This is a genomic window from Clostridia bacterium (assembly GCA_017438525.1).
GTDB lineage: Bacteria > Bacillota > Clostridia > Oscillospirales > RGIG8002 > RGIG8002.
Map to the genome: position 1 here is coordinate 19835 of JAFRVI010000004.1, position 24539 is coordinate 44373.

General features: G+C 52.3%; 19 protein-coding genes. 9 read left to right on the forward strand and 10 right to left on the reverse strand.

Translation table 11 applies throughout. The annotated features are described in order from the left end of the window. Positions 1 to 5: 5 nt before the first annotated feature. Complete coding sequence (locus tag IJL83_00400) at positions 6 to 2042, reverse strand: SpoIIE family protein phosphatase (GenBank protein MBQ6552070.1); 2037 nt, start codon at positions 2040 to 2042, stop codon at positions 6 to 8. A gap of 168 nt (positions 2043 to 2210) precedes the next feature. Between IJL83_00400 and rmuC the strand changes: the two genes are divergently transcribed. The 9 genes from rmuC to IJL83_00445 all read left to right on the forward strand — a co-directional run bounded on the left by rmuC (position 2211) and on the right by IJL83_00445 (position 14138). Continuing rightward, positions 2211 to 3563: a DNA recombination protein RmuC gene (gene rmuC, locus IJL83_00405; protein ID MBQ6552071.1), complete on the forward strand. Its 1353-nt coding sequence runs from the start codon at positions 2211 to 2213 to the stop codon at positions 3561 to 3563. Between the two features lie 100 nt (positions 3564 to 3663). Continuing rightward, positions 3664 to 4377, forward strand: coding sequence for a UMP kinase (locus IJL83_00410; protein MBQ6552072.1), 714 nt, complete (start codon positions 3664 to 3666; stop codon positions 4375 to 4377). A 2-nt stretch (positions 4378 to 4379) separates the two neighbouring features. Then, positions 4380 to 4934, forward strand: coding sequence for a ribosome recycling factor (gene frr / locus IJL83_00415; protein MBQ6552073.1), 555 nt, complete (start codon positions 4380 to 4382; stop codon positions 4932 to 4934). Between the two features lies 1 nt (position 4935). Then, complete coding sequence (locus IJL83_00420; protein ID MBQ6552074.1) at positions 4936 to 5661, forward strand: isoprenyl transferase; 726 nt, start codon at positions 4936 to 4938, stop codon at positions 5659 to 5661. Next, positions 5658 to 6518: a phosphatidate cytidylyltransferase gene (locus IJL83_00425; GenBank protein ID MBQ6552075.1), complete on the forward strand. Its 861-nt coding sequence runs from the start codon at positions 5658 to 5660 to the stop codon at positions 6516 to 6518. Before IJL83_00420 ends, IJL83_00425 begins: the two co-directional genes overlap by 4 nt. Before the next feature lie 14 nt (positions 6519 to 6532). Next, positions 6533 to 7690 (forward strand): 1-deoxy-D-xylulose-5-phosphate reductoisomerase, encoded by a 1158-nt coding sequence (locus IJL83_00430; GenBank protein MBQ6552076.1) that lies wholly within the window; start codon positions 6533 to 6535, stop codon positions 7688 to 7690. Between the two features lie 4 nt (positions 7691 to 7694). Continuing rightward, positions 7695 to 8744 (forward strand): site-2 protease family protein, encoded by a 1050-nt coding sequence (locus IJL83_00435; protein MBQ6552077.1) that lies wholly within the window; start codon positions 7695 to 7697, stop codon positions 8742 to 8744. Next, positions 8741 to 9802, forward strand: a complete 1062-nt coding sequence (ispG, locus tag IJL83_00440; protein ID MBQ6552078.1) for a flavodoxin-dependent (E)-4-hydroxy-3-methylbut-2-enyl-diphosphate synthase — start codon at positions 8741 to 8743, stop codon at positions 9800 to 9802. The genes IJL83_00435 and ispG overlap by 4 nt, the downstream gene beginning before the upstream one ends. Next, positions 9795 to 14138 carry a PolC-type DNA polymerase III gene (locus IJL83_00445; GenBank protein ID MBQ6552079.1) on the forward strand — a complete coding sequence of 1448 codons (4344 nt, stop codon included), beginning with the start codon at positions 9795 to 9797 and terminating at the stop codon, positions 14136 to 14138. Before ispG ends, IJL83_00445 begins: the two co-directional genes overlap by 8 nt. Positions 14139 to 14244: 106 nt before the next feature. Here IJL83_00445 and IJL83_00450 read toward each other — a convergent pair whose 3' ends face one another. From IJL83_00450 to IJL83_00490, 9 genes are all read right to left on the reverse strand, one after another. Further along, complete coding sequence (locus tag IJL83_00450) at positions 14245 to 14919, reverse strand: ECF transporter S component (GenBank protein MBQ6552080.1); 675 nt, start codon at positions 14917 to 14919, stop codon at positions 14245 to 14247. Further along, entirely contained in the window at positions 14916 to 16541 is a 1626-nt protein-coding gene (locus IJL83_00455) for an ATP-binding cassette domain-containing protein (GenBank protein MBQ6552081.1), read from the reverse strand. Before IJL83_00455 ends, IJL83_00450 begins: the two co-directional genes overlap by 4 nt. Beyond that, positions 16514 to 17392 (reverse strand): cobalt transport protein, encoded by an 879-nt coding sequence (locus IJL83_00460; GenBank protein MBQ6552082.1) that lies wholly within the window; start codon positions 17390 to 17392, stop codon positions 16514 to 16516. Before IJL83_00460 ends, IJL83_00455 begins: the two co-directional genes overlap by 28 nt. Further along, positions 17389 to 19170 carry a DUF4430 domain-containing protein gene (locus IJL83_00465; protein MBQ6552083.1) on the reverse strand — a complete coding sequence of 594 codons (1782 nt, stop codon included), beginning with the start codon at positions 19168 to 19170 and terminating at the stop codon, positions 17389 to 17391. Before IJL83_00465 ends, IJL83_00460 begins: the two co-directional genes overlap by 4 nt. Before the next feature lie 30 nt (positions 19171 to 19200). Continuing rightward, the gene (locus tag IJL83_00470; GenBank protein ID MBQ6552084.1) at positions 19201 to 20748 is read right to left on the reverse strand and encodes a DUF4430 domain-containing protein; all 1548 of its coding nucleotides are present in this window, start codon (positions 20746 to 20748) and stop codon (positions 19201 to 19203) included. 308 nt (positions 20749 to 21056) lie between these two features. Further along, positions 21057 to 21881: a phosphatidylserine decarboxylase gene (locus tag IJL83_00475; protein MBQ6552085.1), complete on the reverse strand. Its 825-nt coding sequence runs from the start codon at positions 21879 to 21881 to the stop codon at positions 21057 to 21059. A 14-nt stretch (positions 21882 to 21895) separates the two neighbouring features. Then, on the reverse strand, positions 21896 to 22642 hold the full coding sequence (locus IJL83_00480) for a CDP-alcohol phosphatidyltransferase family protein (protein MBQ6552086.1): 747 nt from the start codon (positions 22640 to 22642) through the stop codon (positions 21896 to 21898). Then, entirely contained in the window at positions 22626 to 23717 is a 1092-nt protein-coding gene (locus tag IJL83_00485; GenBank protein ID MBQ6552087.1) for a flippase-like domain-containing protein, read from the reverse strand. Before IJL83_00485 ends, IJL83_00480 begins: the two co-directional genes overlap by 17 nt. Then, positions 23707 to 24435: a phosphatase PAP2 family protein gene (locus IJL83_00490; protein ID MBQ6552088.1), complete on the reverse strand. Its 729-nt coding sequence runs from the start codon at positions 24433 to 24435 to the stop codon at positions 23707 to 23709. The genes IJL83_00485 and IJL83_00490 overlap by 11 nt, the downstream gene beginning before the upstream one ends. Positions 24436 to 24539: the final 104 nt, after the last annotated feature.

Sequence of the window (24539 nt, forward strand, 5' to 3'; positions counted from 1 at the left end):
TTCCTCTATTTGAGCTTAACACATACGGCTGTTATATCGTCGGCAGGGGAAGAGCCGTAGCTTTCTCTGCCGGTTTTCACTATTCTGCTGCATATGTTATTAACGTCTGAATCGTAAAAGCGGGAGTTTTCGATCCATTCGTCGCCGTTGTTGAGCGCCCCGTCCGAAACCATTATCAGACAGTCTCCTTTTTTCAGCTTTGAGGAAATAACGTCAAAGCGCGCTTCATTCAGTATTCCGACCGGCAGCGTCGCTGAAAAGAGTCGCCGGACGCGATTGTTCGATACCAGATAGCTTGCCGCGGCGCCGGCTTTCGCAATCGAGAATTCTCCGCTTTCAACGTCGAGCCGGCAGATATCTGCGGTGGCGAAAGACTCGTCGCCGCCTTTCAGTTTCAGTGCGGCATTCGCGAGTTTAAGAGCGGTCGCGAAAGAGAAACCGCTGATCAGAAAGCGTTTCAGCAATCTGCAAGTCATACCGCTGTCTATCGATGCAAGCTTACCGGAGCCCATCCCGTCGCTGATGATAACAAAAAGGTGTTTTCCTTGTATGAAGTATTCACAGTTATCGCCGGAGTTTATCTCTTTCTCGTTTTTATATCGCGAGCATCCGATTTCAACGTGTTTAACGGGATCGATCATACGCTCGGTTGCTGCCGGTTCTGTTGCGATTTCTGTAGAAATATCCTCCAAAGCGTCGGATACAATCGCATATATATCGGTTGACAATTCGCGCAAATCCTGTGTTTCCGCAACGGACTCATTGTAGTGGAGCATATAGCTTCTAATTTCATTCTCCATCTCGGTTAAATGCGCGCATCTCGGAAGCGACGCCGCGGTCGCCGTGCCGTTGAGAGCGTCGTTTGCGTACTTTGCTATTCCTTTTTCTACCTCGTTTCGCTTGACGCCGCTGCAGAACTTAGTCAGCTCGCATTTGTCGCATAGAGCGGCGCGGATATGATCGACGCAGCTCTCCGGAGTCGGAGCAAGCTCTTTACTTACTTCTGACGAAACGTCGGCAATACTGTCGCCGAGATAACGGAACAGAGTGGCGGTTTCTTTAATTCTATCCGCGGCATATTCTCCCGCCGTATTTTCACGCTCACTCTCTTTTAGCAGCGAGGCGCGTGTCAGATATCTCTGGGGTATGATTATCAGTATAAAAGCGGCGGCGAGCACTTCTATCATCTGAGGAAGTAGCTCGACAATCGGTGTGAATATCAGATTGAAGCCGAACCGCAGGGCTATAAATCCGGCGGCGCAGGGTAGCTTTCCGAGTGGGAACAGAGTCCGCGCCGCCATAACGCACGCCGGCAGGATAAGGAAATACTCCGCTCTTAAAGCTCCCAGCGCCCATGCCGCCCCGAAGAAAGCGGAGGTGAAGAACGCTTCCGTCCCGTTCAACCTTACGGCGAAAGTGAGCGCTGCCGCCGATGCCGCTAACGCGAGCGGGCTTACGCCGAATACCTTGACCGATTCGAGCGGCAGAAGCAGCAAAAACGCAGCGGCCGCGGCATAGGCGAGTTTCGACGGCGAGAGCCCGAATAAGCTCTTGCCGTATAATTCAACGGAGTTTTTGAAGATGAAAGCCGAGCCGGCGGCGACCGCCGAAAGTCCTATCCAACCCATACTTGACGATAATTCCGATAACTTGATATCTCCGCACAGTATTCCTGTTACCGTGAGCGCCAGAAATACCGCGATCGGCGCAATATAAGCATCGGAAACGGTTTTGCCTTTGCCTTTGAAAATGAGCCGGAAAAGCAGTATTGCCGTCATTGCCGATACCGGCGCCGCCGATTCGTAGAACGAATTGGTCATATATGAAAAGAAACCGCCGAGATAGCACAGGAACACCCAGCTTCGCGGCATTACCGCCGCGGCTGCGACCGCGAACGGAGAAACGCCTATCGCTTTTATCGGAAGCGCGGTTATAAACCCGAACGCGGCAGCCGCAGCTGCCTTTACTCCGCTGAAGGTAAGCAGCTTTTCTGCGGTCGGCTTTAACGATTTTGCTTTTCTTTCGGTGATTGTATTGTTCATTATATCCTCCTCCCGTACGGTAATACTTTAACGCTTGTCCCGTCGGAATCCGTGTCAAAAAATGTTTGAAAAATCCGACAAATTGTGTTTAATACTCTTTATTTATCCCACAAAATGTGGTATTATATATGAAACGTATCTAAATCGACGGAATAGGATGGTGGAAAAATGGAAACTGTCGGGATAATAACGCTGATTGTCGCCTGTATTGCTTGCGTTTTGTCGGCTTGCGCGTTTATTGCTGCGCTTTCCGGAAAAAAGAAGGGGGATAACCTCGAGTTAAAACGCGATATTATCGATGAACTGCGCGCGACGCGGAGCGAGCTTTCCGTGCAGACGCAGACTGCCTCGAAAAACAGCTTTGAAAACGTCGCGGAGCTCCAGCGCAGCGTTGCTCAGAAACAGGACGTCCGCATTTCCGAGCTTTCTACTAATCTGATAGAGAGTCAGCGCGCGCTTCGTCAGTCGCTCGCAAATACGATGAGTGAAATGAACGAGCGTATCCGGGCTTTCTCGGAGCAGAACGAAAAGAAGCTCGAGAGCATCCGCGTTTCGACTAACGAAAGCATCAGACTGATGATAGAGGAAAACGGCAAAAAGCTTGACGAGATGCGTAATACCGTTGATGAAAAACTGCAGAAGACGCTCGAAGAGCGCCTGCAGCGTTCGTTCTCCGCGGTCAGCGAGCAGCTTGAAAAGGTTTACAAGGGCCTGGGCGAAATGAAATCCGTCGCATCCGACGTCGGCGATCTCAAGAAGGTTTTGTCCAACGTGAAGACGCGCGGAACGCTCGGTGAATACCAGCTCGGCGCGATCCTCGAACAGATACTCTCGCCTGAGCAATACGAGGTGAATATAGCGACTGTAAAAGGAAGCTCCGACAGGGTGGAGTATGCGATACGCCTTCCCGGCGACGGGGACGAATCCGTTTTCCTGCCGATAGACGCGAAATTTCCCTCGGATCTTTACCAGCAGCTTCTTGACGCGCGCGAAAGCGGTGACGCCGCCGCCGTCGAAGCAGCGGGGAAGCAGCTTGAAAGCCGCATAAGAAACGAGGCAAAAACAATACACGCCAAGTACGTTTCGCCGCCTGCGACCACGGATTTCGGTATTCTTTTCCTTCCTTTTGAGGGCCTTTATGCCGAAGTTGTCCAGCGCGGACTTGTTGAGGTTCTCCAGCGCGAAAGCAAGATCATGATTGCCGGTCCGACGACTATGGCGGCGCTGCTTAACAGCTTGCAGATGGGCTTCCGTACTCTTGCGATAAAGAAGCACACTTCTGAGGTGTGGAACGCGTTGGCGGCAGTTAAGAGCGAGTTCGAGAAATTCGGCACCGTGCTCAAAAAGACACAGGACCGTCTCGACCAGGCGCGCGAGGAGCTCGAAACGCTCGTCGGCACGCGTACGCGCAAGATCCAGCTGCGACTCGACGCAATGACCAAACTCGGCTCGAATGACGACGCGCTCGACTTCGGACGCGCGGTGGCGCTTATCGAGGGCGATGATTCCGTCGCGGAATAATTTGTTTGTAAATATTTGGATTTTACACTTTACAACCGGTATGTTTATGTAGTAAAATATTCGTTAGTATAATTCTGATTACAGAATGAAGTAGGGGTGCCTGATGAAAGATATGTATAAAAGAATCCTGTTGAAAATCAGCGGGGAAGCCCTCGCCGGAGAATATGGCCACGGACTTGATTATGAGACATTACAGCGCATCTCGTCGAGTGTTAAAAAGGTCTATGAGCTCGGCGTCGAGATAGCGATCGTCGTCGGCGGCGGCAATTTCTGGCGCGGAAGGCAGCACGAGAGTATGGATCGTACCACGGCCGACCATATAGGCATGCTCGCGACGACCATGAACGCGCTTGCGCTTGCGGATGCGATTCAGGAGCAGGGAGTGCCCACGCGCGTGATGACCGCTATTGAAATGAAATCAATTGCCGAGCCGTATATCAGAGGACGCGCGATCAGGCATTTCGACAAAAACCGCGTAATAGTTTTCGGCGCCGGCACGGGCAATCCTTTCTTCTCGACCGATACCGCAGCGGCGCTTCGCGCGGCCGAGATCGAAGCCGACATCATAATGAAGGCCACCAACGTAGACGGTGTGTTCAACAAGGATCCTCATAAGTATCCCGACGCCGTCAAGATCGATGAATTGACCTACCTTGACGTTATCAATCAGCAGCTTGGCGTTATGGATTATGCGGCCATATCGCTTTGTATGGAGAACAGGATACCCATTCTTGTGTTTAATCTCAACGACCCCGACAACATCTTCAGAGCCGTTAAGGGCGAGAAGATAGGGACAACAGTAAAGGAGTTTTGACTATGAAAGGCACTTATCCGGAAATTGAAGCAAAAATGCAGAAGACCCTTTCCGCACTTGAAACCGAATTCGGCACTATCCGTGCCGGCAGAGCGAACCCTGCCGTTCTCGATAAGATCAGGGTGGATTATTACGGAACGCCCACTCCCATCAATCAGATGGCTGCGGTTTCAGTACCGGAACCCCGTGTTCTCATGATCGCTCCTTGGGACGCATCTCAGATTAAAGCGATCGAGAAGGCCATACTGACTTCCGAGCTGGGCATAAATCCGCAGAACGACGGCAAGAGCATTCGCCTCGTTATTCCTCCTCTGACCGAGGAACGCCGCAGGGAGATCGTCAAGACGCTCCACAAGTACGCCGAAGAAGCGAAGGTCTCTGTCAGAAATATTCGCCGCGACGCTATCGAAGAATTCAAGAAGCAGCAGAAGGCGAGCGAGATGACCGAGGACGATTATAAAATCTGCGAAAAGGATATCCAGGAGCTTACCGATTCCTATTCCGATAAGATCACGAAAGTCCTTGATGTCAAGGAAAAAGAGATATTAGAGGTCTGAGTTGAGTAAAAAGCAAGAGCTTCCGACAGCCGTTCCTGTGTCCGTGGGGATCATTATGGACGGTAACGGCCGCTGGGCAAAAAAACGAGGTCTGCCGAGAACCCTCGGACACAGAAAAGGTGCCGGGGTTTTTCGTGATACGGTTTTGCGCTGCAAGAAGCTCGGCGTCAAATACGTTACCGTATACGCTTTTTCAACGGAGAATTGGAAGCGTTCGCAGGAAGAGATAGATTCTATTGTCGATATCCTGCGCGAATACCTTAAGAAAGCGTTTAATGAGTTCAAGGACGAGAACGTTGCGATAAGATTTATCGGAGACGTTTCGCCGTTCCCGCAGGACGTTATAGATGAGATACGGCGATTGGAAGCTGACAGCGCCTACAACAACGGTATGGCGCTGAACGTCGCGCTGAACTACGGCGGTCGCGCTGAGATCGTTCACGCTTTCAAAGAAATGCTTTCCGATATTGAAACGGGTAAGCTTGTGAAAGAGGATATAAGCGAAGAAACCGTCGAGAATTATCTATATACCGCAGGACAGCCGTCGCCGGATCTTATCATCCGTCCGAGCGGGGAACAGCGGCTCTCGAATTTTATGCTTTGGCAGGCGGCGTATTCGGAGTTCTGGTTTGACAAGGTGCTTTGGCCTGACTTTGATGAAAAAGATCTGCTGCGCGCTTTTAACGACTTTGCGGAAAGAGACCGCAGATACGGGGGCAGAAAATGAAGCAGAGGATAATTACCGCCTCAATACTTATACTACTTGCCGCGCCGATCTTAATTTGGTCGGATACGATCGTTCTCAATATTGCGATAGCTCTTATTTCCGCCGTCGGAATATACGAGCTTCTTTCTGCAACAAAGTACGTTCAGGATCACACGCTGACGGTGCTGAGTATTATCTACGCGGCTGCAATACCGTTTTTGTATCTCTTCCCGGGCGAAATGAGGATAGGGGTATTCATCGGGCTTGCTTTCGTATTCGTTGTATCGCTGTTTATGCTTCTCGTATTCAAGAACAAGAAGTACAGACTTGAACACATATCCGTCGCATTTTTGATGGCGACTATCATTCCGGTATTCCTTTCATCACTTATCGTTCTGCGCAGGATGCCCGAGACGATGGTCGTTGACGCGCGCATGAATTTTGTGTTTATGCTGCTTCCGATCGTTTGCGTTATACTTACCGATACTTTCGCGCTGTTTACTGGTATGCTGATCGGCAGGCACAAGCTTGCTCCGTCAGTCAGCCCGAAAAAAACCGTCGAAGGCGCGATAGGCGGAGCCGTTTTCGGCGTGCTTACGTTTATAGCGGCCGGCGTTATTTCGGAGAAGGTCATAGGCGTTGACGTCAATCTTCCTTTGTTTGCCGCGGCCGGACTTCTTACGAGCGTGATAGGGCAGTTCGGAGATTTGTTCATGTCGGTTATAAAGAGGCACTGCGATCTGAAGGATTTCGGAAGTCTTATGCCCGGTCACGGAGGCATCCTCGACAGATTCGACAGTTTGATTTTTGCGGCGCCGACCTTCCTTTTATTTGTTTACGGACTCGATTATATCGGTGTACATATGATAATTCATTGAGCGGAGCATAAAATATGAATGACAATTCAGTAGCCGTTCTCGGCTCGACCGGTTCGATCGGAATACAGACGCTTGACGTGATACGCTCGCTGGGCATGCGTATCACGCTTTTGTCAGCAAAAACCAGCGTTGAGCTGCTGGAGAAGCAGATCAGAGAATTCGCGCCCGCCGCCGCCGTAATGACGGATCCGGCGGCGGCCGAAGAATTGAAGATCCGCGTTGCCGATACGGAAACGCGGGTATATTGCGGCGAAGAAGCGCTTTCCTCGTGCATATCGGAATGCGACGCTTCGACCGTTGTGAACGCCGTTGTCGGCTTCGCCGGTCTGAAGCCCACCGTCGCCGCGATAAAAGCCGGCAAACGCCTCGCGCTCGCCAACAAAGAAAGTCTTGTCGCCGGAGGCGAATACGTTATCCCTCTCGCAAAGAAGTACGGCGTCGAGATATTCCCGATCGACAGTGAGCACAGCGCGATCTTTCAGTGTATGCTCGCTTCGTCAAATCACGACGCTGAGGTCGACAAGATAATTCTTACCGGTTCCGGCGGACCATTCAGAGGAATGAAAGAATTCGAGCTGCGCGGCGTTACTCCCGAGCAGGCCGTCAAGCATCCGAACTGGAACATGGGGCAGAAGATATCCGTCGATTCCGCGACGCTGATGAATAAAGGGCTTGAGGTCATCGAAGCCGTTCGTCTGTTTGGCGTTCCGACTGAAAAAATCGAAGTTGTCATCCATAAAGAAAGCATCATTCACTCGATGGTGCGTTTCAGAGACGGGGCTGTCATAGCGCAGATGTCGTATCCGGATATGCGGCTGCCGATAAGCTATGCGCTGACGTATCCGAGCAGGGAATATGCCGATTATAAGCCGGTGGATTTCGCCTTGCTCGGCAGTCTCAATTTCGAGGAACCCGACGTCGCGACGTTCAAATGCCTCGACTACGCTTACACCGCGCTCGAAATGGGCGGTAACGCGACCGCGGTCCTCAACGGCGCTAACGAAGTCGCCGTCGAGCGCTTTTTGAAGCGCGAGATCGGTTTTTGCGACATACCGCGCTGCGTGGAAACGGCCTTGCTCGGCGCCGCTCCTACCGATAACGACCTCGACGGTATCATTGACGCCGATATGCAGGGCAGAAGGATTGCGTCGGCGGTAAAGAGAACCTGGTGATAATATGAATACTTTCCTCGGCATTCTTATATCTATAATCGCCTTTGCCGTAATGATCTTCATTCACGAATTCGGACACTTCATAACCGCGAAGCTGTTCAAGGTGAAGGTCAACAAGTTCGCGCTCGGTATGGGACCCGCGCTTTTCAAATTCGGCAAGGGCGAAACCGAATACTCGCTCCGTTTGTTCCCGATCGGCGGCTACTGCGCCATGGAGGGCGAGGACGGGGAGAGCGCGGAACCCCGCGCGTTCGTCAATCAGCGTCCTTGGAAGCGTCTTATCATTCTCGCCGCAGGCGCGACGATGAATATACTGCTCGGCTTGCTGATAATGTCGATTCTCGTCTGTCAGATGCCGCTTTTGGGCACACGTATCATCGCCAACGTTCCGAAAGCGAACGAGGGCGTTCAGAGCGCGATTCAGGTAGGCGACGAGATAATTAAAGTCAATGACAGACGGGTATATATCCCGCGCGACCTCGATTACGTACTCGCTCTTGACGACGACGGAAAGGCAGATTTCATCATCGTCAGAGACGGAGTCGAGAAAGAGCTTAAAGACGTAGAGCTTTACGTTTACACGGATGAGAAATCCGGCTCCAAAGGGACGTATTTCGAATACGGACCGGACGCGTATCAGTTTTTAGGTAAAGAAAAGACGTTTTTCGGCGTTATCGGATACAGCATATCCGAGACCGTTTCAACGGTAAGACTTGTTTTATATTCGTTTGCCAGTCTTATAACGGGCAAGATACCCGTCCGTTCGCTCGGCGGACCTGTTGCGGTCACCGAAACGGTGGTGAAAACTGTTTCAAGCGGCTGGAAGACGGTGCTCAACCTTATCGGTATGATCAGCATAAACCTCGGCGTATTCAATCTCCTGCCGCTGCCGGCGCTTGACGGAGGCAGAATACTCTTTACGCTGATCGAGATAATTTTCAGCAAGCCCGTCAGCCGCAAGGTCGAGGGCATTATTCACACAGCAGGATTTGTGCTGCTCATAGGTCTTATGATACTTGTGTTTGCGAAGGATATCTTCTCGTTATTCGTTTGAGGTGTCAGATGACGCGCATTGTTAAGGTAGGGAATATCTATATCGGCGGCGGCGCTCCCGTTTCCGTTCAGACGATGCTTGACGCTCCGTCATACGACGTTGAAGGCAACGTCGCGCAGGCGCTTGCGGTTCAGGCCGCAGGCGCTGATGTTCTGCGTCTTGCGGTTCCGGATGCGGACGCGCTCAAAGCGCTTGAAGCGGTCAAAAAAGCGGTCCCGATACCCGTTGTCGCCGATATACACTTCGATTATAAACTCGCTGTCGCTTCCGTGGATTCGGGAGCCGATAAAATCAGGATCAACCCCGGGAATATCGGCGGCTCGGAAAAGGTGCGGGCGGTAATAGAAAAGTGTGCCGCCAATAATGTTGCCGTCAGAGTCGGCGTTAATTCCGGCTCGCTTGAAAAAGAACTGCTTGAGAAGTACGGCGCCGCGACTCCGGAGGCGCTTTGCGAGAGCGCGCTGAACGCCGTCAGACTTCTCGAAGAACTGAACTTTTTCAACACCGTCGTTTCGATAAAGACTTCGTCGGTAACAGATACCGTAAAGGCGTACCGCTTGTTTTCTTCAGCGTCGGATTATCCGCTTCATATCGGCGTTACGGAGGCGGGCACCGAATGGACCGGCGCGATCCGCAGTGCCGCCGCGCTCGGATCGCTTCTGCTCGACGGGATAGGGGACACGCTTCGCGTTTCACTGACCGCTTCGCCCGTCAAAGAGGTCGAGGCCGGAATAGAGATACTCAAGGCGTGCGGACTTCGCCGCGGAGCGCAGGTAGTTTCCTGTCCGACCTGCGGCAGAACGCGCATTGACGTCAAGACGCTTGCCGCGAGAGTCGAATCCATGCTTTCCGGATGCAAAAAGCCGATCAAAGTCGCGGTGATGGGCTGTGTCGTCAACGGCCCCGGCGAAGCGCGTGACGCGGATTTCGGCATAACCGGCGGCAACGGAGTCGGACTTGTTTTCAAAAAGGGCGAGGTAGTTGAAAAGGTAAAAGAATCCGAGCTTCTGTCTACTCTGGAAAAATACGTAAAGGAATACGAATCAAAAGATGAGTGATAAAAGATACAAGTTTACAGACGTGTTTCAAAAAGTCGCCGTTCCCGACGAGATCGGCGCTTTAACCATAAAGAACGCTTTTCTCGAGAGGGAGAGTAACGTTCTTTATCTTAATTTACTCGAATATTTGAGCGAGGAAAGGAAGAGTGAAATTTCATCGCTGCTCACTTCGCAATTCGCTTTCAATGGCGTTGTCGTCGACTGCGCAGAGAGCGAGCCAGAAACCGAGCCCGATCCTGCCGCCGAGCCGCAGCCGACTCCGGAACACGTTGACGATACCGTTGCGGAAACGAAAGCCGATGCCGCTGCCGAAATCCCGGAAGTTCAGACTGCCGCAGAAGAGAATACGGATATATTTACTTTTGCCGACGTACTGAACAGGGTGACGTCGAAGAGCCCGCCTGCCGCATCGCTGCTTGCCGGATGCAAATACACCGTCAGCGGCAGTACCATAACCATAACGCTGACTAAAGGAGGCAAATCCTATCTCGACGCCAGAGGAGTCACGGCGTATCTCGAGAAGCAGATGCGCGCGGCCTGCGATAAGCCGTATACAATCGTATATGACGGAACAATCGTCGTCGACAACACCGATAATGATGAGGAAATACTTGCGTTGTCAACCGAATTGTCAACCGAAGCAAACGTAAAAAGAGAGCGTGTTCTGCTTGGGGATAAGATAACGAAAGCAACCGTTCAGATGGCTTCGATAAGCGAGGACACGGGAAAAGTCTGCGTAGAGGGTGATATTTTCAAAATCGACACGCGCGAAACGCGTGACGGATCAAAGCTTCGCGCGACGATCTTTATAACAGATTACACCGCGTCCGTCGCCTTAAAGCTTGAGGATTATACGGACAAGCTCGGCAGAGTAATGGAAAAGCTTTCCGAGGGAACCCGCATCCGCGTGCGCGGCATAATGCGTTACGACAGGTTCTTCGGCGATATGTGCCTTTTTGCCGACGACATAATGACCGTTCCGAAACAGACTGTGCCGGACACCGCGGAGGAAAAACGCGTCGAGCTTCATCTTCACACGAATATGTCCTCGATGGACGGAGTGAATGATATTGCGGATTACGTTAAACGCGCTTCCGAGTGGGGACATAAAGCGATCGCCGTTACGGATCACGGGGTCGTGCAGTCGTATCCGGCCGCCGCTGCCGCTTCAAAGAAATACGGAGTGAAAATGCTCTACGGCGTTGAGGACTATTTCATTAACGACGTCGTGAAAGCGTTTGCCGGAGATGCCGATGTGTCTCTTGACGGCGAATTCACTGTATTTGATATCGAAACGACCGGCACGACGCTTTCCACGGACAGAATAACCGAGATAGCCGCCGTAAAGTTCCGCGGCGGAGAGGTCGAAGAAGAGTTCCAGACGTTCTGTAATCCCGAAAAGCCCATCAGCGAAAAGATACAGGGCATAACCGGAATAACTAACGAGATGGTCGCGGACGCTCCCAAAGAAGGCGAGGCGGTGCGTATGTTCCTCGACTTCTGCGGAGACAGCGTGCTTGTCGCGCACAACGCCGCGTTTGATACGAGCTTTATCGCCGCCGCCTGCGGGCGCAGCGGTATGCCTTACGCTTATTCTCACGTCGATACTATCCCGCTTTGCCGCAAGTATTATCCGCAGCTGAAGAATATGAAGCTCGACACCGTCGCGCGTTTGCTCGGCTACGGCGATTTCCGTCATCACAGGGCTCTCGACGATACGAAGGTTCTGGCCGCGATCTTCCGCGACCTTGTCGAGAAGCTAAAAGCGGACGGGGTTTCCGACACCTCCGGTCTGAACGGCGCGCTTGACGGCATGAACACAAACTCGATGCACCGTTTCCACCAGGTGCTTCTGGTTAAGAACAAGACGGGGCTCAAAAACCTTTATAAGCTCATTTCTAAAGCGCATATAGACAACTTCTATTATCAGCCCAGAATCAAAAAGAGCGATCTTAACGCCCTGCGCGAAGGCCTCATCGTCGGCAGCGCGTGCGTGGAGGGCGAGCTGTATCGCGCCGTTCTCGAGGCGCGCAGCGAAGAAGAGATAAGAGAGATCGCCGATTACTACGACTATTTCGAGATCCAGCCGGTCGCTAATAACGAATTTCTTATAAACGACGACGATATCACCTCTGTCAACAGCAAGGATGATATCAGAGCGATAAATAAAAAGATCGTAGAGCTCGGCGAAAAGCTCGGCAAGCCGGTCGTCGCAACCGGTGACGTGCATTTCCTTACCCCCCGCGACAGCATCTTCCGCGAGGTGCTTATGGATGCGGTCGGCTTCCAATCGGGAGAAACCGAAAGCGAACTGTATTTCCGTTCGACAGACAATATGCTCCGCGAGTTCTCATATCTCGGCGAAGAGAAGGCATACGAAGTCGTCGTGACGAACACGAATAAGATAGCGGATATGATCGAAGATATCATTCCGGTGCCGGACGGGACCTTCACGCCATCTATCGAAGGTGCGGAATCGAGCTTCCGTGACAATACATATGCAAGGGCGCACGAGATCTACGGCGATCCGCTGCCCGAAATCGTAGAAAACCGCCTTGCGAAAGAGGTAAACTCGGTTATCAATAACGGTTTCTCGGTCATGTACGAATCCGCGCGCCGAATCGTTATGTTCTCCGAAGAAAACGGCTATATTGTCGGTTCCCGCGGATCCGTCGGCTCTTCCTTCGCCGCTACTATGGCGGGCATTACGGAAATCAACCCGCTTCCGCCGCATTACGTCTGCAGGAAGTGCAAGCATTCCGAATTCATTACCGACGGAAGTGTTAAATCCGGTTTCGAGCTTGACGGGAAACCGTGCCCGGTCTGCGGCGAGATGATGATCGGAGACGGCCACGATATTCCGTTTGAAACCTTCCTCGGCTTCCACGGAGAGAAAGCGCCGGATATCGACCTTAACATTTCCGGCGAATTCCAGTCTACCGTTCACAAATACGTCGATTCGCTCTTCGGTGCCGAATACTGTTTCAAGGCCGGCACGATTTCGGTCATACAGGACAGGACCGCGTTCGGCTTCGTCAAAAAGTACCTCGAAAAACGCGGAAAGCTCGTCAGCAACGCCGAGATCGAGCGTCTCGTTACGGGAGTCACCGGCGTCAAGCGCACGACGGGGCAGCATCCCGGCGGCATCGTCGTCGTGCCTAAGGGCTACGAGATATATGATTTCACGCCGGTCCAGCGTCCCGCGGATAAATCCGACTCCGACATAATAACCACGCATTTCGACTTCAACTCGATGCACGATACGCTGCTGAAGCTCGACCTTCTCGGCCACGACGTGCCGACGCTCGCGAAGCATCTGACCGATATGACGGATACGCCCTTCACGAGCGTTCCGCTGAATGACAATAAGGTCATGTCGCTGTTTACTTCACCGGAGGCGCTCGGAGTTGACGCAAAGCAGATCAACTGCGAGACGGGGACTCTCGGACTTCCCGAAATGGGCACGGAGTTCGTGCGGCAGATGCTAGTGGAGGCGCAGCCGAAGAAGTTCTCCGACCTGCTCCAGATCTCCGGCCTTTCGCACGGCACGGACGTCTGGCTCGGCAACGCGCAGGACCTCATTAAAAACAATGTCTGCACGATCTCCGAGGTCATAGGCACCAGAGACGATATAATGGTCTATCTGATGCACAAAGGACTGCCGTCCGATCAGGCGTTCTCGATCATGGAAAAGGTCAGAAAGAAAAATAAGACTCTTTCCGAAGACGACGAGAAGCTTATGAAGAGCAACGGCGTGCCGGACTGGTACCTCGACAGCTGCAAAAAGATCAAGTATATGTTCCCGAAGGCGCACGCCGCCGCTTACGTTATGAGCGCGATACGCCTCGGGTGGTACAAGGTCTACCGTCCGCGCGAGTTCTACGCGGCGCTGTTCACCGTCCGTCCGGACGGCTTCGACGCCGAAACGATGTCCGGCGGCCTGAGCGGAATTAAGAGCAAGCGCGCGGCGCTGCTCGCGAAGCTGCAGGAAAGCGGGACAAAAATGTCGGCGAACGATAAGAACGCGCTTAACGTAATGGATCTCTCGATCGAGATGTATTCGCGCGGCATCAGCTTCCTGCCGGTCGATATATATAAATCCGATCCGTTCCGCTTCGTCGTGGAAGGCGACGGCATAAGGATGCCGTTCATCGCCGTCGCGGGACTCGGCGACTCCGTCGCCACCGCGCTCGCCGAAGCGCGGAAGGAATCCCGCTTCTCAACGCAGGAGGATATAAAAAACGTCAGCGGCGTTTCCAAATCCATCGTCGAGGCGATGGATCACCTCGGAGCGTTCGCGGGAATCCCAAAGAGCAGCCAGCTGACGTTCTTCTGATAAAAGCATATGTTCGAAAGCGCCGTAAACCCGGCGCTTTCTTTTTAGGAAGTTTATATAAAAGCATCCGTCCTTGCAAGGACGGATGCTTTTTAATGCAGTTAATTCAAATTCCGTATTTGATCTTCAATCGCTCTATCTTTTTGCCTATCGGTTTCGCGAGGAGCAGCAGGAAGATGACGTTCGAGATCGCGTAAATTATCGTGAACGGCAGGGAAGTGCCGATCTTCGTCACGTATACGGCAAGGTTGAATTCGTTCGTGTACCACATCGCCGTTTGAATATCCATTATCAGTGAGAATATCACTCCAGCCAGCGCGCCGTAAACGCAGGTAATTATCAGATTCCTGCGAAGCAGAGGGGCGAGCAGACCGGCGAAGAGCCCGACGAGTCCCGACGCGAGCATCTGATACGGCGTCCACGGGCCCTGCCCGAAGTAGAAGTTCGATATCAGCGCCGTCATCGCGCCGCAGATGAAGCCGGCTTCGCCGCCGAAATACATAGACAGCAGTATTATTATCGCCGTTACCGGCTTGAACGCTGGTATGACCGCGAAAACGAGCCGTCCTACGATCGACAGCACGCACATTATCGAGATCACTATAAGCTGCCTTGCGCTGTTTTCTTTTTTCTCAAACGAAATGAAGAGCGCCGCGAGCGATATGACTACGATAACGAGCGAAAGATAGGCGTAACTCTTATCAGAAAAGACGGTTGCCGCGAGCAGTACGCTTATCGGTACGGAAAGCAGCAGTATCGCGATCGAGAGTTTTTTTCTCATGTCCGCTTCCTTCCGTTTATTTCGCAGAGTTTCACGACGTCGTCCGCGGTCACTGCGCGGTCGTAATGGCCGCGGCTCATTCTGCTTGCGGCGGTCGTATAGAAGTTGTTTTCCGAGAAGAAGGTTTCGGGCTCTTCGACCGCGGCGACGGCGCCGTTGAAAAACAGCGCGCATCTGTCCGCGCAGGAGGCGGCGAATTCGACGTCGTGCGTAACGAGCAGCGTGGTCACGCCGTCGGCTTTGAGCTTGCGGAGTATTTCGATTACGCGCCTTTTCGCCGCGGCGTCGACGCCCTTTGTCGGCTCGTCGAGGAGAAGCAGACGCGGCTTGAGAAGAAGCATTTTCGCGAGTGCGCAGAGCTGCTGTTCGCCGCCGCTCAGGTCGTAAGGATGCTTATCCAGATAAGGCGTCACTTCGAATGGGAGGGAAGAGAGGTCTTCGCTTATTTCCGCGAGGTCTTCGCGTACCGTTTCGCGCAGGAAGACCGTCTGCACGTCCTGCGGCAGCATCGCGACGCAGTTTTTGTATAGCTCTCCGCTTTTATAGGCGTAAATCTTTTTGCCGAAAACCTCGACTTTGCCGGAGTACGCTTTAAGCAGTCCCGCCGCGACGGAGAGCGCAGTTGTTTTGCCTGAGGCGTTGTCGCCGAGGAGGCAGAATATTTCGCCTTCTTTCACGGAAAGATTGAGATCGCAGAGCACGTCGGGAAGCTCTCTTCCGTAGCGGAAGAAGACGCGTGAAAACCGCAGCGCTTCTTTGCCTGACGTACGCTCCGGCGCGGGCAGTTCTTTGGTTTCGTTGCCGTATTTTTCTATAAAAGCGCGGCCTTCCTTGACGGTCAGCGGGTATTCGCAGTCCGCATCGAGCGCCTTGCAGACGCGCACCGCGCAGGGCATCGCGGCTTCCATTAAGTCGTTTTTGTCCATTCCCGCGGCGACGGCGCGCGGCTCGCCGTACGCGATAAGCTTGCCGTCTTTAAGCTGGATGGCTTTGTCTGCTGTGAGGAAGAGATCTTCGAGGCGGTGCTCGGAAATGATTATCGTCAAAGAAAGCTCGCGGTTGAGCTTAGCGAGAGTCGCTATGAATTCAGAAGCCGCGATCGGATCGAGCTGGCTCGTCGGTTCGTCGAGAAGCAGGAGCTTCGGCTGCGTTACCATAACGGAAGCGAGGTTGAGAAGCTGCTTCTGGCCTCCGGAAAGCTCGGAAACGTCGCGCAGGAACCAGTTGCCGATGCCGAAGTAGCTCGCCATTTCGCTGATGCGGCGGTTTATCGCGCTTTTTGAAGAGCCCGCGCTTTCAAGTCCGAACGCAAGCTCATGCCAGACCTTGTCGGTGACAATCTGATTCTCCGGCTTCTGCATAACGAAGCCGATTTCGGTCGCGGCGGTTTTTGCGTCAAGGTCGGACAGTTCGGCGCCCTTGTAAAGAATGCTGCCGGACTTTTCGCCGGCAGGGGAAAGCTCGCGCTTCAGCATGCGCAGAAGCGTGGTTTTGCCGCAGCCGGTCTCCCCGAAAAGTACGATGAAATCTCCTTCATTCACGCTGAACGAAACGTCGTTTAACGCCTCGCGGTCGCATTTCGGATATTCGAATGTCAGATTCTTGACGTTAAGTATCTCCATTTGAGTATCTCCGTTATCTCCAGGACCGCGGGCAGAAGCGCCAGCGTCCCGTAGGAAATGTAGCATGCGACTATCAGCGCCGTCGTTTCGGGGAGCGCGACGGTCGGATAGAATTGCATTGACAGTCCGCCGACTGCGGCGAAGGTTATCGCCGAAGCGGCGAGGAGTACGGTTATGATCGTGAAAACGATATCCGAAGCGTGATACTTATAAAGCGAAAAAGCCGTTCTGTGCTTCAATCCGTAGCCGCGCGCCTTCATCGAGTCAGCGGTGTCGATCGAGTTTTCGAGCGACCAGGTGGTGAGTATCGAAAACACGCGTGCGGAGCCCTTCAGCTTGTCCGTGATATTATCGGCGGTATAAAGTCCCATCGCCGTCTGCGTCGCTCTGATCTTTTCATGCTGTTTTTTGAAAAGCGGGATATACCGCAGCGCCGCGCAAAGTATGACGGAGGTTTTCGGGAGAACGCTTCCGACCAGATAAAGCAGCTTTTCGCCGGTCATTACCGCGGAAAACGAGCGGAACCAGATCAGTATTCCGATTATCATTACCGCCGAGACCGCGCCGTAGATTATCGCTTCAAGCGTTACCGGCTTGTTGTTGATAAAAAACAGCTCGGTATCTCCGTTGTGGGAAATAAGCGGGTTTATAACGGTTATGCCGAGAAACAGCAGGGAATAGAGCAGTATTCCGCTTTTTTCTCCGCTTTTTCTGACGCACAGGAGGCAAAGCGTTGCCCCGAGCAGAGAAAGAGCGAGTATAACCGGGTCGAGCACGAACATCGGCAGCAGTATTACAGTCAGAAAGTATATGAAAAGAGCCGTCGGGTGAAGGCGTTTGATATCGGTCATCCGTTTTCAGCGTCCTTTCCGAGATCGAGGGTGTAAACCCATTCGATAACGTCGCCGTCCTTGATGTCGTAGCTGCCGCAACCGACGTCCGGAGTGTAATTGTTCACGCGGTATATCCATCCGGACAAAGCGCCGTACTGCATCTCCGAGAAACCTGCGATTGAGCTTACGTATACGCTCAGAACCCCTCCGGCGTTGCCCGTGTAATTGATTTTAATCTGATTTGCGCGGGTTACCGCGAGCAGCGCGTCGAACACCGTGTCGCCTTCATTGATAACGTATTTAGTCGGCTTGAGGATGTATCCGTCCTCGGGTATGTTCTCTTCAACGCCCTCGAGTATGCGGCAGCTGATGCTGATAGTGACGGTATTGTCACCTTCACCGGCGCTGCTCAAGTTGACGGAATAGTAATCTTTGACGGAGGTGAAGTTAAGAAGCAGAACGCCGCAGATGAGCAGGATCGCGACTACGGCGATAGGTATGACATTCTTTAGCGACGCTTTTTTCTTGATCGCAAGAATCACGCAGACGGCCGCGAACAGAAGCCCTATCGCACCGCAAACGTAGAACTTATACGCCGACTTATTTGACGGCGCGGCCGTTTCCGAGCCGGATGACATCTCTGAAGCGCTGTCAATAGAAGAGGATAGCGAAGATACTCCGGCGCCGTCTTCTGAAGATGCGCTCGACGACTCGTCTGATGAAGCGTCGGACGATGATGAGTCGGGGGTCTCGGTATTTTCGGAGCTGCCGAGTGTTTCGCCCGAAGAACTGTCTGCCGGATCATCGGGAGTCACGACGGGCGGCTCGGGGTCCGGTTTCACGGGCTTTTTGAAAGAAAAGTAAGGCGATTTGCCGGTCGAAAAGCGTTCAGCGGCGACAAGCGCGCGCGCCGCCTGCTCGGTTGCGATCGCGTTGCGCCCCGTACCTGTTGTGTGGCAATATGATCCGTCGCTGAGCTGATAGCGCCTGAGTCCGTCGTATACGGTGTTTCCGTTCTTGATAAATGCGGTATTCTTCGCGGGATCGATGCCGAGCGCAGTAAGCGCTACGATCACTTGCGCAGTGCTTTCGCAGGTGGGCATGGGCGGTCTTCCCATACCCATCATACTCTTGAAGTCGCCGTCGTCCGTCTGCTTTTCGGAAAGCATCGAGAGCGCTCTGTCGATCGCGGACGCTACGTCGGTTCTTGCTTTATACGGCGCAAGCGCCTGAAGAGCCATAGAAGTAACGTCGACGTCGGAAACCGCGCCGAAAAGCGACCAACCGTTATCTTGAAGCTGGCTGTCAAGGATAGCTTTTATCAGCGTGTTCCTGTCGTTTCGTGCGCTGTCGTAACCGCCGCAGTCGAGGAGGATAAGTCCGAAAATAATTCCGTTTATTCCTGTCGCGGAAAAATCTGCTTCAAGCGTTGAGTTCACAAATTCATTGCTGACTCCGGCAGCGGTATATGCAATGGCAACACGTTCTTTTTCGGTGTTGTTTTTTGGCTCGTTCGCGACAAGGTATTCATCAAGCGCGGCTATGTATTTGTCTCCGTTGAGAGACGCGTCGTGACGCATCAAATCGATAAAGAGCCAGTCGCCGTAACTGCTTCCGGCTTCTTTAACAAGTGTGTTGTCGATAAATCCCTGCAGCGTGCCGCCTTCGCTCGCAAACAGAGAAAACAGTTTTGAAGATTGAGACGCATAAGCGCTTGCAGGTAAGGCGATGCCTGCCGCGATAACGAGTATCAGCAGCAGGCATATTATTGATTTGAATTTGAAAAGCTTTTTCAAGGTCCTTACCTCAAGTTGTAATTGTTCGTATTACGCAAGTTTAGCGGCAATGCGAAGAACGGCGAGAGCATCTGAAACCGTGATCTCTCCGTCTTTGTCCATGTCGCAGATAGCGATAACATCATAGGTTGCGGGGGCGAGCTTAGCGGCAATGCGAAGAACGGCGAGAGCGTCGGAGACCGTGATCTCTCCGTCGTCGTCCATATCACCGGGGATCCTCGTGATCTTCGGAATGTCAACGGTGAAATCCGGAGCGAAACGCAGTACGAGCGGCAGTCCGTTTTCCGCCTTCTTTTCTATTTGTATCGCGTGAACACCTTCGGACAAGAGATCGCGCTGAACCGTGATCTTGCCTTCATCGTCGGTAACGTACTCGGTGCCTTCGAAGTAGACTGTCGCTCCCGCGACGGGGTTTACTGTCACGACGGGGGTATAGTCCAAGTCGTAAGACGTATCGGCGCTGGTGAATTTGATTACGCGCTTATTTATTTCGGAAAGGTCAACTTCCGGATACTGCATGCCGACTCCGTAGGGATCGCCGTAGTAGAAAAGGACTGAGTCTCCGTCTGCGAGATTGACGCCGTTTATTCCGGTTGCGGCTTCGATTCCGTTGACGGTGAACAGCCAGCCGTCCCAGCCGCCGAAGGCGCCCGCGGCGTCGCCGTTTATGCTTGTAATGTAAGGAGATGCCCCTTCGGCTCCGACTACGGTCAGGTTTTCATTCTGTTCATCTGCATAGATGATCATATCCTGAACAGTGAGACTTTCGGACGTGTATGGAACCGTGACGTCGTCATAGAAAAGGTTTTCGTTTATGCCTTCGATGCGAAGCTTAACGGTCATCGTTTTGGGCTTCTCTGGTACGGTAACTTTATAGTCGGGAGCGAGGCGCAGGACGAGCGGAACGCCCTTGTCGCCCTTTTTATCGATCGAAAGAGAATGATCGCCGGCGGTAAGATACTGCTCCTCTATGGTGATCTTTCCGTCTTTGTCGGTAATATAGGTCACGGGCGTTTCGCCGCCGAAGACGACCGTCATGTCGGCGCCGGGATTTTCGGTAACGGTGGGGTTATACTGTTCGTCGTATGTGGTGTCCATGCTCGTGAAGCGTATAACTCCGTTTGCGATATCTGAAACGTCGGGAACAGGGTACTGCATACCGACTCCGTAGGGGTCGCCGTAGTAGAAAACGACGCTGTCGCCTTCTTTCAGATTATAAGCGTTGACACCGACGGGCGGCTCCTCGCCGTTAACGGTGTAGAGCCATCCGGAATACCCGCCCATCGAGCCGGCAACGTCGCCGTTTATGTCGGTGATATAGGGCGATGAACCGGTCGCGCCGACGACGGTTATAGCGTCGCTGTTATTGTCAGCGTAGATGATCAGGTCCTGTACGGTTAGGTTCGCCGATGAATACTGGATCGTCAGCGTGTCGTAATAGTAGTTCTGTGCGATTCCTTCGATACGAAGGGTAACGGTCATCTGGTGCTGAGCCCCGGCGAATACCGCCATCGGCAGCGCAGCGGTCGCTATGGTAAGAACAAGCAGCAGCGCCAGGATCTTTTTGATGTTTCTCATTGTTTTTACCTCCATAAAAAATACCTTTCCCGCTATTCAGGCAGAAAAGGCGCGTAACAAAACAAGGCCGATTGAATCGGCGTGCGTTCGCGCTTTTCGCTGCCCAAAAGCGTTCTCCGATCAAACGGAGCCGAACTCTCTTCCGGTAGGCGACCCGACTTGTGACGCTTTCGTCAGATACGGTAATGGCTGTTGCGTCGGATTCTCACCGCGCTTCTCCCGGGCCGGAAGAGTATTCAGTTTATGATTGCATTATAGCAATGCTAAATGTGTAAATATATGACAATTATACAACTTTATATAAAAATCTACTCATTTTGATAGGAGCGCCCGATGCGTTGTCCCATTACGACAGGGATCTCTTCTCCGGAATCGAGCTTGAACGCCTCGTCGACGGAAGCCCGTCCTTTTTCGATAAGGAGGATCACGGTACTGCCTCCGTAAAGGAATCGGCCTTTTTCTTCGCCGCGCGCGAACTTGTGGACGCCATGATAATTGTCTATCTTTCCGACAAGCATTGCGCCGACCTCTATCTGTACGGCGTCTCCGAAGTTGTCGGTGTGCATCAAAGTGTATTCGCGGCAGTTCTCGACAAACACCGGCAGCGCTTCGAGCGCGGTAGGTCTGACGGTGTGGAGGAATCCCGGTATAAAGACGTTATCCTCTTTTTTGCCGCCGTCGAAATAACAGTAGCGGTGATAGTTGTCAACACATAGCCGGAATATAAGGCACAGCCCGTCCTCAAACCTCTCGGCAAGCTTTTCGTCGCGGAGCAGAGAGGCGATCGTATATTTGCTTTGCTTGACCGGAAGTACGGTATCTCCGCTTATGCTGTACGCCGTCAGCAGTCCGTCGCAGGGGGAAATCAGCGCGGACGCTTCTGCGTCAATCGGACGGTACCCTTCGCGTATCTGTCTGCAGAAACAGTCGTTGAAGCATTTGAAATCATCAGCGTAGTACTGCGACAGGTCTATGTTGTTCTTCTTGACGAACTTTTTTATTAAATGCTTGGAGAGACGTGAATCAAGATATTTTCCGCATAGACGCGAAAGCCATCTGCGTTTGATGATTTTCAAGCACAGACGGCCGAAGGCGTTATTGTAAAGGAATATTACGGATTTGCTTTCGCTCATGACGGCTCACTTTCTTAATTGAAGATAAGCAGTATAGATATCGCGATAAACTCTATGGCGCCGATGGCGACCATTATTAAGACCTGTTTCATCGTCGGCTTCTTGAAACTGAACTTTGCGAGAAAGAGATACCCTGTAATCAGCATGGTTACGAAATACAGGGGAGTCAGATCAACGCCGAGCGTGAGGTCGAAGATGTAGCGCAGAAGGAGAACGGTAGGGAAGATGAGCGCCGACGAAGTTACGGGAAGTCCGGTATAGGTCGTCGGTGAATCGGGCGCGGTCTGCATACGTTCGTCCTCTTTAACATTGAAATACGCGAGACGAATCAAGGCGGCAAGTGAGAATAGTACGAGCAGGGCCATTATCAGTATCTTAAGCACTATGAAGTACCATTCCGTGTCGCCGAAAAGCTCTTTGAAAATTGCCGGCGGAACGACGGAGGAAGCCAGCGGGTATATCTTTGAGAAAAGCGGTGAGGTGTTCAGCGCAGCGTAGCCGATGCATGCGGGAAGCACGCCGAATGCAACGACATCGGAAAGGGAATCGATCTGGATCCCGAATTTGCGTCCGTTGTCGGTTCGGTCTTTTTTCGTTCTGGCGACCTTTCCGTCAAACGCGTCACAGAGACCGCAGAAGAGGAGAAAAAACGCGCCTATGTAGGGGTGTCCGTTCCCCGTAAGCGAAATGATCGAGCCGAGGGTAGCGGACGCCAAAGAAAGATACGTCAGTATAACCGTATAATCATATATTCCTATCATTGTTCTTTCTCCCCTTGAAGTAGATGTAAAGCATAAACATTCCGCATACAAATACACAGATGTAGAACGAAAGCGTGCGGCTCAAAAGCTCGAGCGTACCGGGCTGAACCGGTGACTTTACGATCAGACTGCTGAAGCCGTCTATCATAAGATAGTCGGTTACTCCTATTGAGCCGGGTATCGGAACGAAAGTGGAACCTAACAGTACATAGATCTGCATTACGAAGATGTTGAATATTTCGGCTCCGCGCCCGCCGAGCGCAATAAACGTGAACATCGTTACCGAAATGACGGATGCGCGCTGAAGAATGTTTATACCAAGCACTTTCGCCATCATTGAGCGTTTGCCGTGGAGGTATTCGGCGTATTTGTCATATTCCGCCATTTTGTCGCTGAATGTGTTTTGCAGCTTGTCTTCGTCCCGTATGATGCGGAGTTTCGCGGTAAAGTGTATCAGGCGCCTGCCGATGCTGTGGAGAAGTTTCTTGTTTTTTATAAGTATCAGCACGAGCAGCGCGAGGGTGAACTGTATAACGGTTCCTACTATTATCATAACGCGCGATACGACGCTGAACTTGAGGAACAGCGACGGCCTCGCGATAAACGCGAAAATGCCGAGTACGGCGATCGAAAGTGTATACATCAGCAGATTGACGAGAAGCGCAATCGCCGCGAATACACCCGGGATGCCGTCCTTGATCATTACATACGCCTGGGCGGGCTGACCGCCGGTCGCCGAAGGAGTAATCGAAGAAAAGTAGAATCCGGTCGAGGAATAGAGCAGACCGCTTTTCAGGCGTCTTCCGTATCCGAATGAACGGCAGATATACATCAGCGAAAGCGCTTCGAACAGGATGTATCCGAATGTGCCGCAGATCGCGGCGATGATCCACGGAGGAGAAGCGGTGCTGACGCTCTTGAAGAATTCGCTGAAGTGGAAGTTGCGGTTGAAAGACGTCACCGCCACGACGCTGAGAACTGCGATAACTATAAAGAGGATAGACCACAGAACGCGATGAGAGCCGTGCTTTTGTTTGACGTCGTTCTCGCTTTCGTTTATCGGGCTATTGCTCAAGTGACATTTCCTTTCGGGCGTCTGTTGCAAGGCGCTTTTTGTTAATGGATGCGAAGACTCGGTCGGCGCGTGTCAAACGACAGATGAGTAGGCCTATCTCCGCGACCAGCACTCCGGCCGGTATGTCTATCAACACGTGCTGGTGAATCAATACAGTAGAGGCAAACACGAGCATTGTGAATACGAACGAAAACGGCGCATACCACTTTCTGATGTCTTTAAGATGAATCGATCCGCGGAAGCATATCCAGCTCTCGAGGCAATGAATCGAGGGGAACAGGTTGATCATGGGAGTATCGATGAAATACATCCAGCTGACCAAGGTGTAAAACGGACCGGTTTGTGTGATTTCCGGCCGAGTCATCATCGTCGGATAGAAAATAAATACCATCAAGGCGATGAACTTCGCGATAATCTCGCCGGTCATGAAGCGATAGCAGAGAGATTCGCTCTCTCTCGCTATAAGAGTGAATCCGACAAACCATTGCACGTAAGAAAGCACGTAAATGATTATGAATACGGGAACGAGCGGGACGTCAACGCCGAGAAATATTGAATTAACGTTTGCCGTTGTGTCTTCCGCAAGCATATGCGGAGGACCGATCACACCGAGCACGATAAGCAGCTTCGGCAGGTAATAGGCAAGCATATTGAAACCCAGTACGGTCCAGAGCGGAACGACCGCATATCTGGGGAATATCTTCCTTAACAGCTTCATTTGCTCCTCCGGTTAAACAGACGCTGTAATCCAGTTAAATTTCGCCATATAATCATAGACAGTATAACAAATTATTAAAATAATATCAAGATAATTTTAACAAA

Excerpts from the sequence above, each read along its gene's own strand:
- IJL83_00470 (MBQ6552084.1), bottom strand. The coding sequence starts at position 20,748 with ATGAGAAACATCAAAAAGATCCTGGCGCTGCTGCTTGTTCTTACCATA.
- rmuC (MBQ6552071.1), top strand. The coding sequence starts at position 2,211 with ATGGAAACTGTCGGGATAATAACGCTGATTGTCGCCTGTATTGCTTGC.
- IJL83_00445 (MBQ6552079.1), top strand. The coding sequence starts at position 9,795 with ATGAGTGATAAAAGATACAAGTTTACAGACGTGTTTCAAAAAGTCGCC.
- IJL83_00455 (MBQ6552081.1), bottom strand. The coding sequence starts at position 16,541 with ATGGAGATACTTAACGTCAAGAATCTGACATTCGAATATCCGAAATGC.
- IJL83_00425 (MBQ6552075.1), top strand. The coding sequence starts at position 5,658 with ATGAAGCAGAGGATAATTACCGCCTCAATACTTATACTACTTGCCGCG.
- IJL83_00430 (MBQ6552076.1), top strand. The coding sequence starts at position 6,533 with ATGAATGACAATTCAGTAGCCGTTCTCGGCTCGACCGGTTCGATCGGA.
- IJL83_00490 (MBQ6552088.1), bottom strand. The coding sequence starts at position 24,435 with ATGAAGCTGTTAAGGAAGATATTCCCCAGATATGCGGTCGTTCCGCTC.
- IJL83_00450 (MBQ6552080.1), bottom strand. The coding sequence starts at position 14,919 with ATGAGAAAAAAACTCTCGATCGCGATACTGCTGCTTTCCGTACCGATA.
- IJL83_00400 (MBQ6552070.1), bottom strand. The coding sequence starts at position 2,042 with ATGAACAATACAATCACCGAAAGAAAAGCAAAATCGTTAAAGCCGACC.
- IJL83_00435 (MBQ6552077.1), top strand. The coding sequence starts at position 7,695 with ATGAATACTTTCCTCGGCATTCTTATATCTATAATCGCCTTTGCCGTA.
- IJL83_00475 (MBQ6552085.1), bottom strand. The coding sequence starts at position 21,881 with ATGAGCGAAAGCAAATCCGTAATATTCCTTTACAATAACGCCTTCGGC.
- IJL83_00480 (MBQ6552086.1), bottom strand. The coding sequence starts at position 22,642 with ATGATAGGAATATATGATTATACGGTTATACTGACGTATCTTTCTTTG.
- frr (MBQ6552073.1), top strand. The coding sequence starts at position 4,380 with ATGAAAGGCACTTATCCGGAAATTGAAGCAAAAATGCAGAAGACCCTT.
- IJL83_00460 (MBQ6552082.1), bottom strand. The coding sequence starts at position 17,392 with ATGACCGATATCAAACGCCTTCACCCGACGGCTCTTTTCATATACTTT.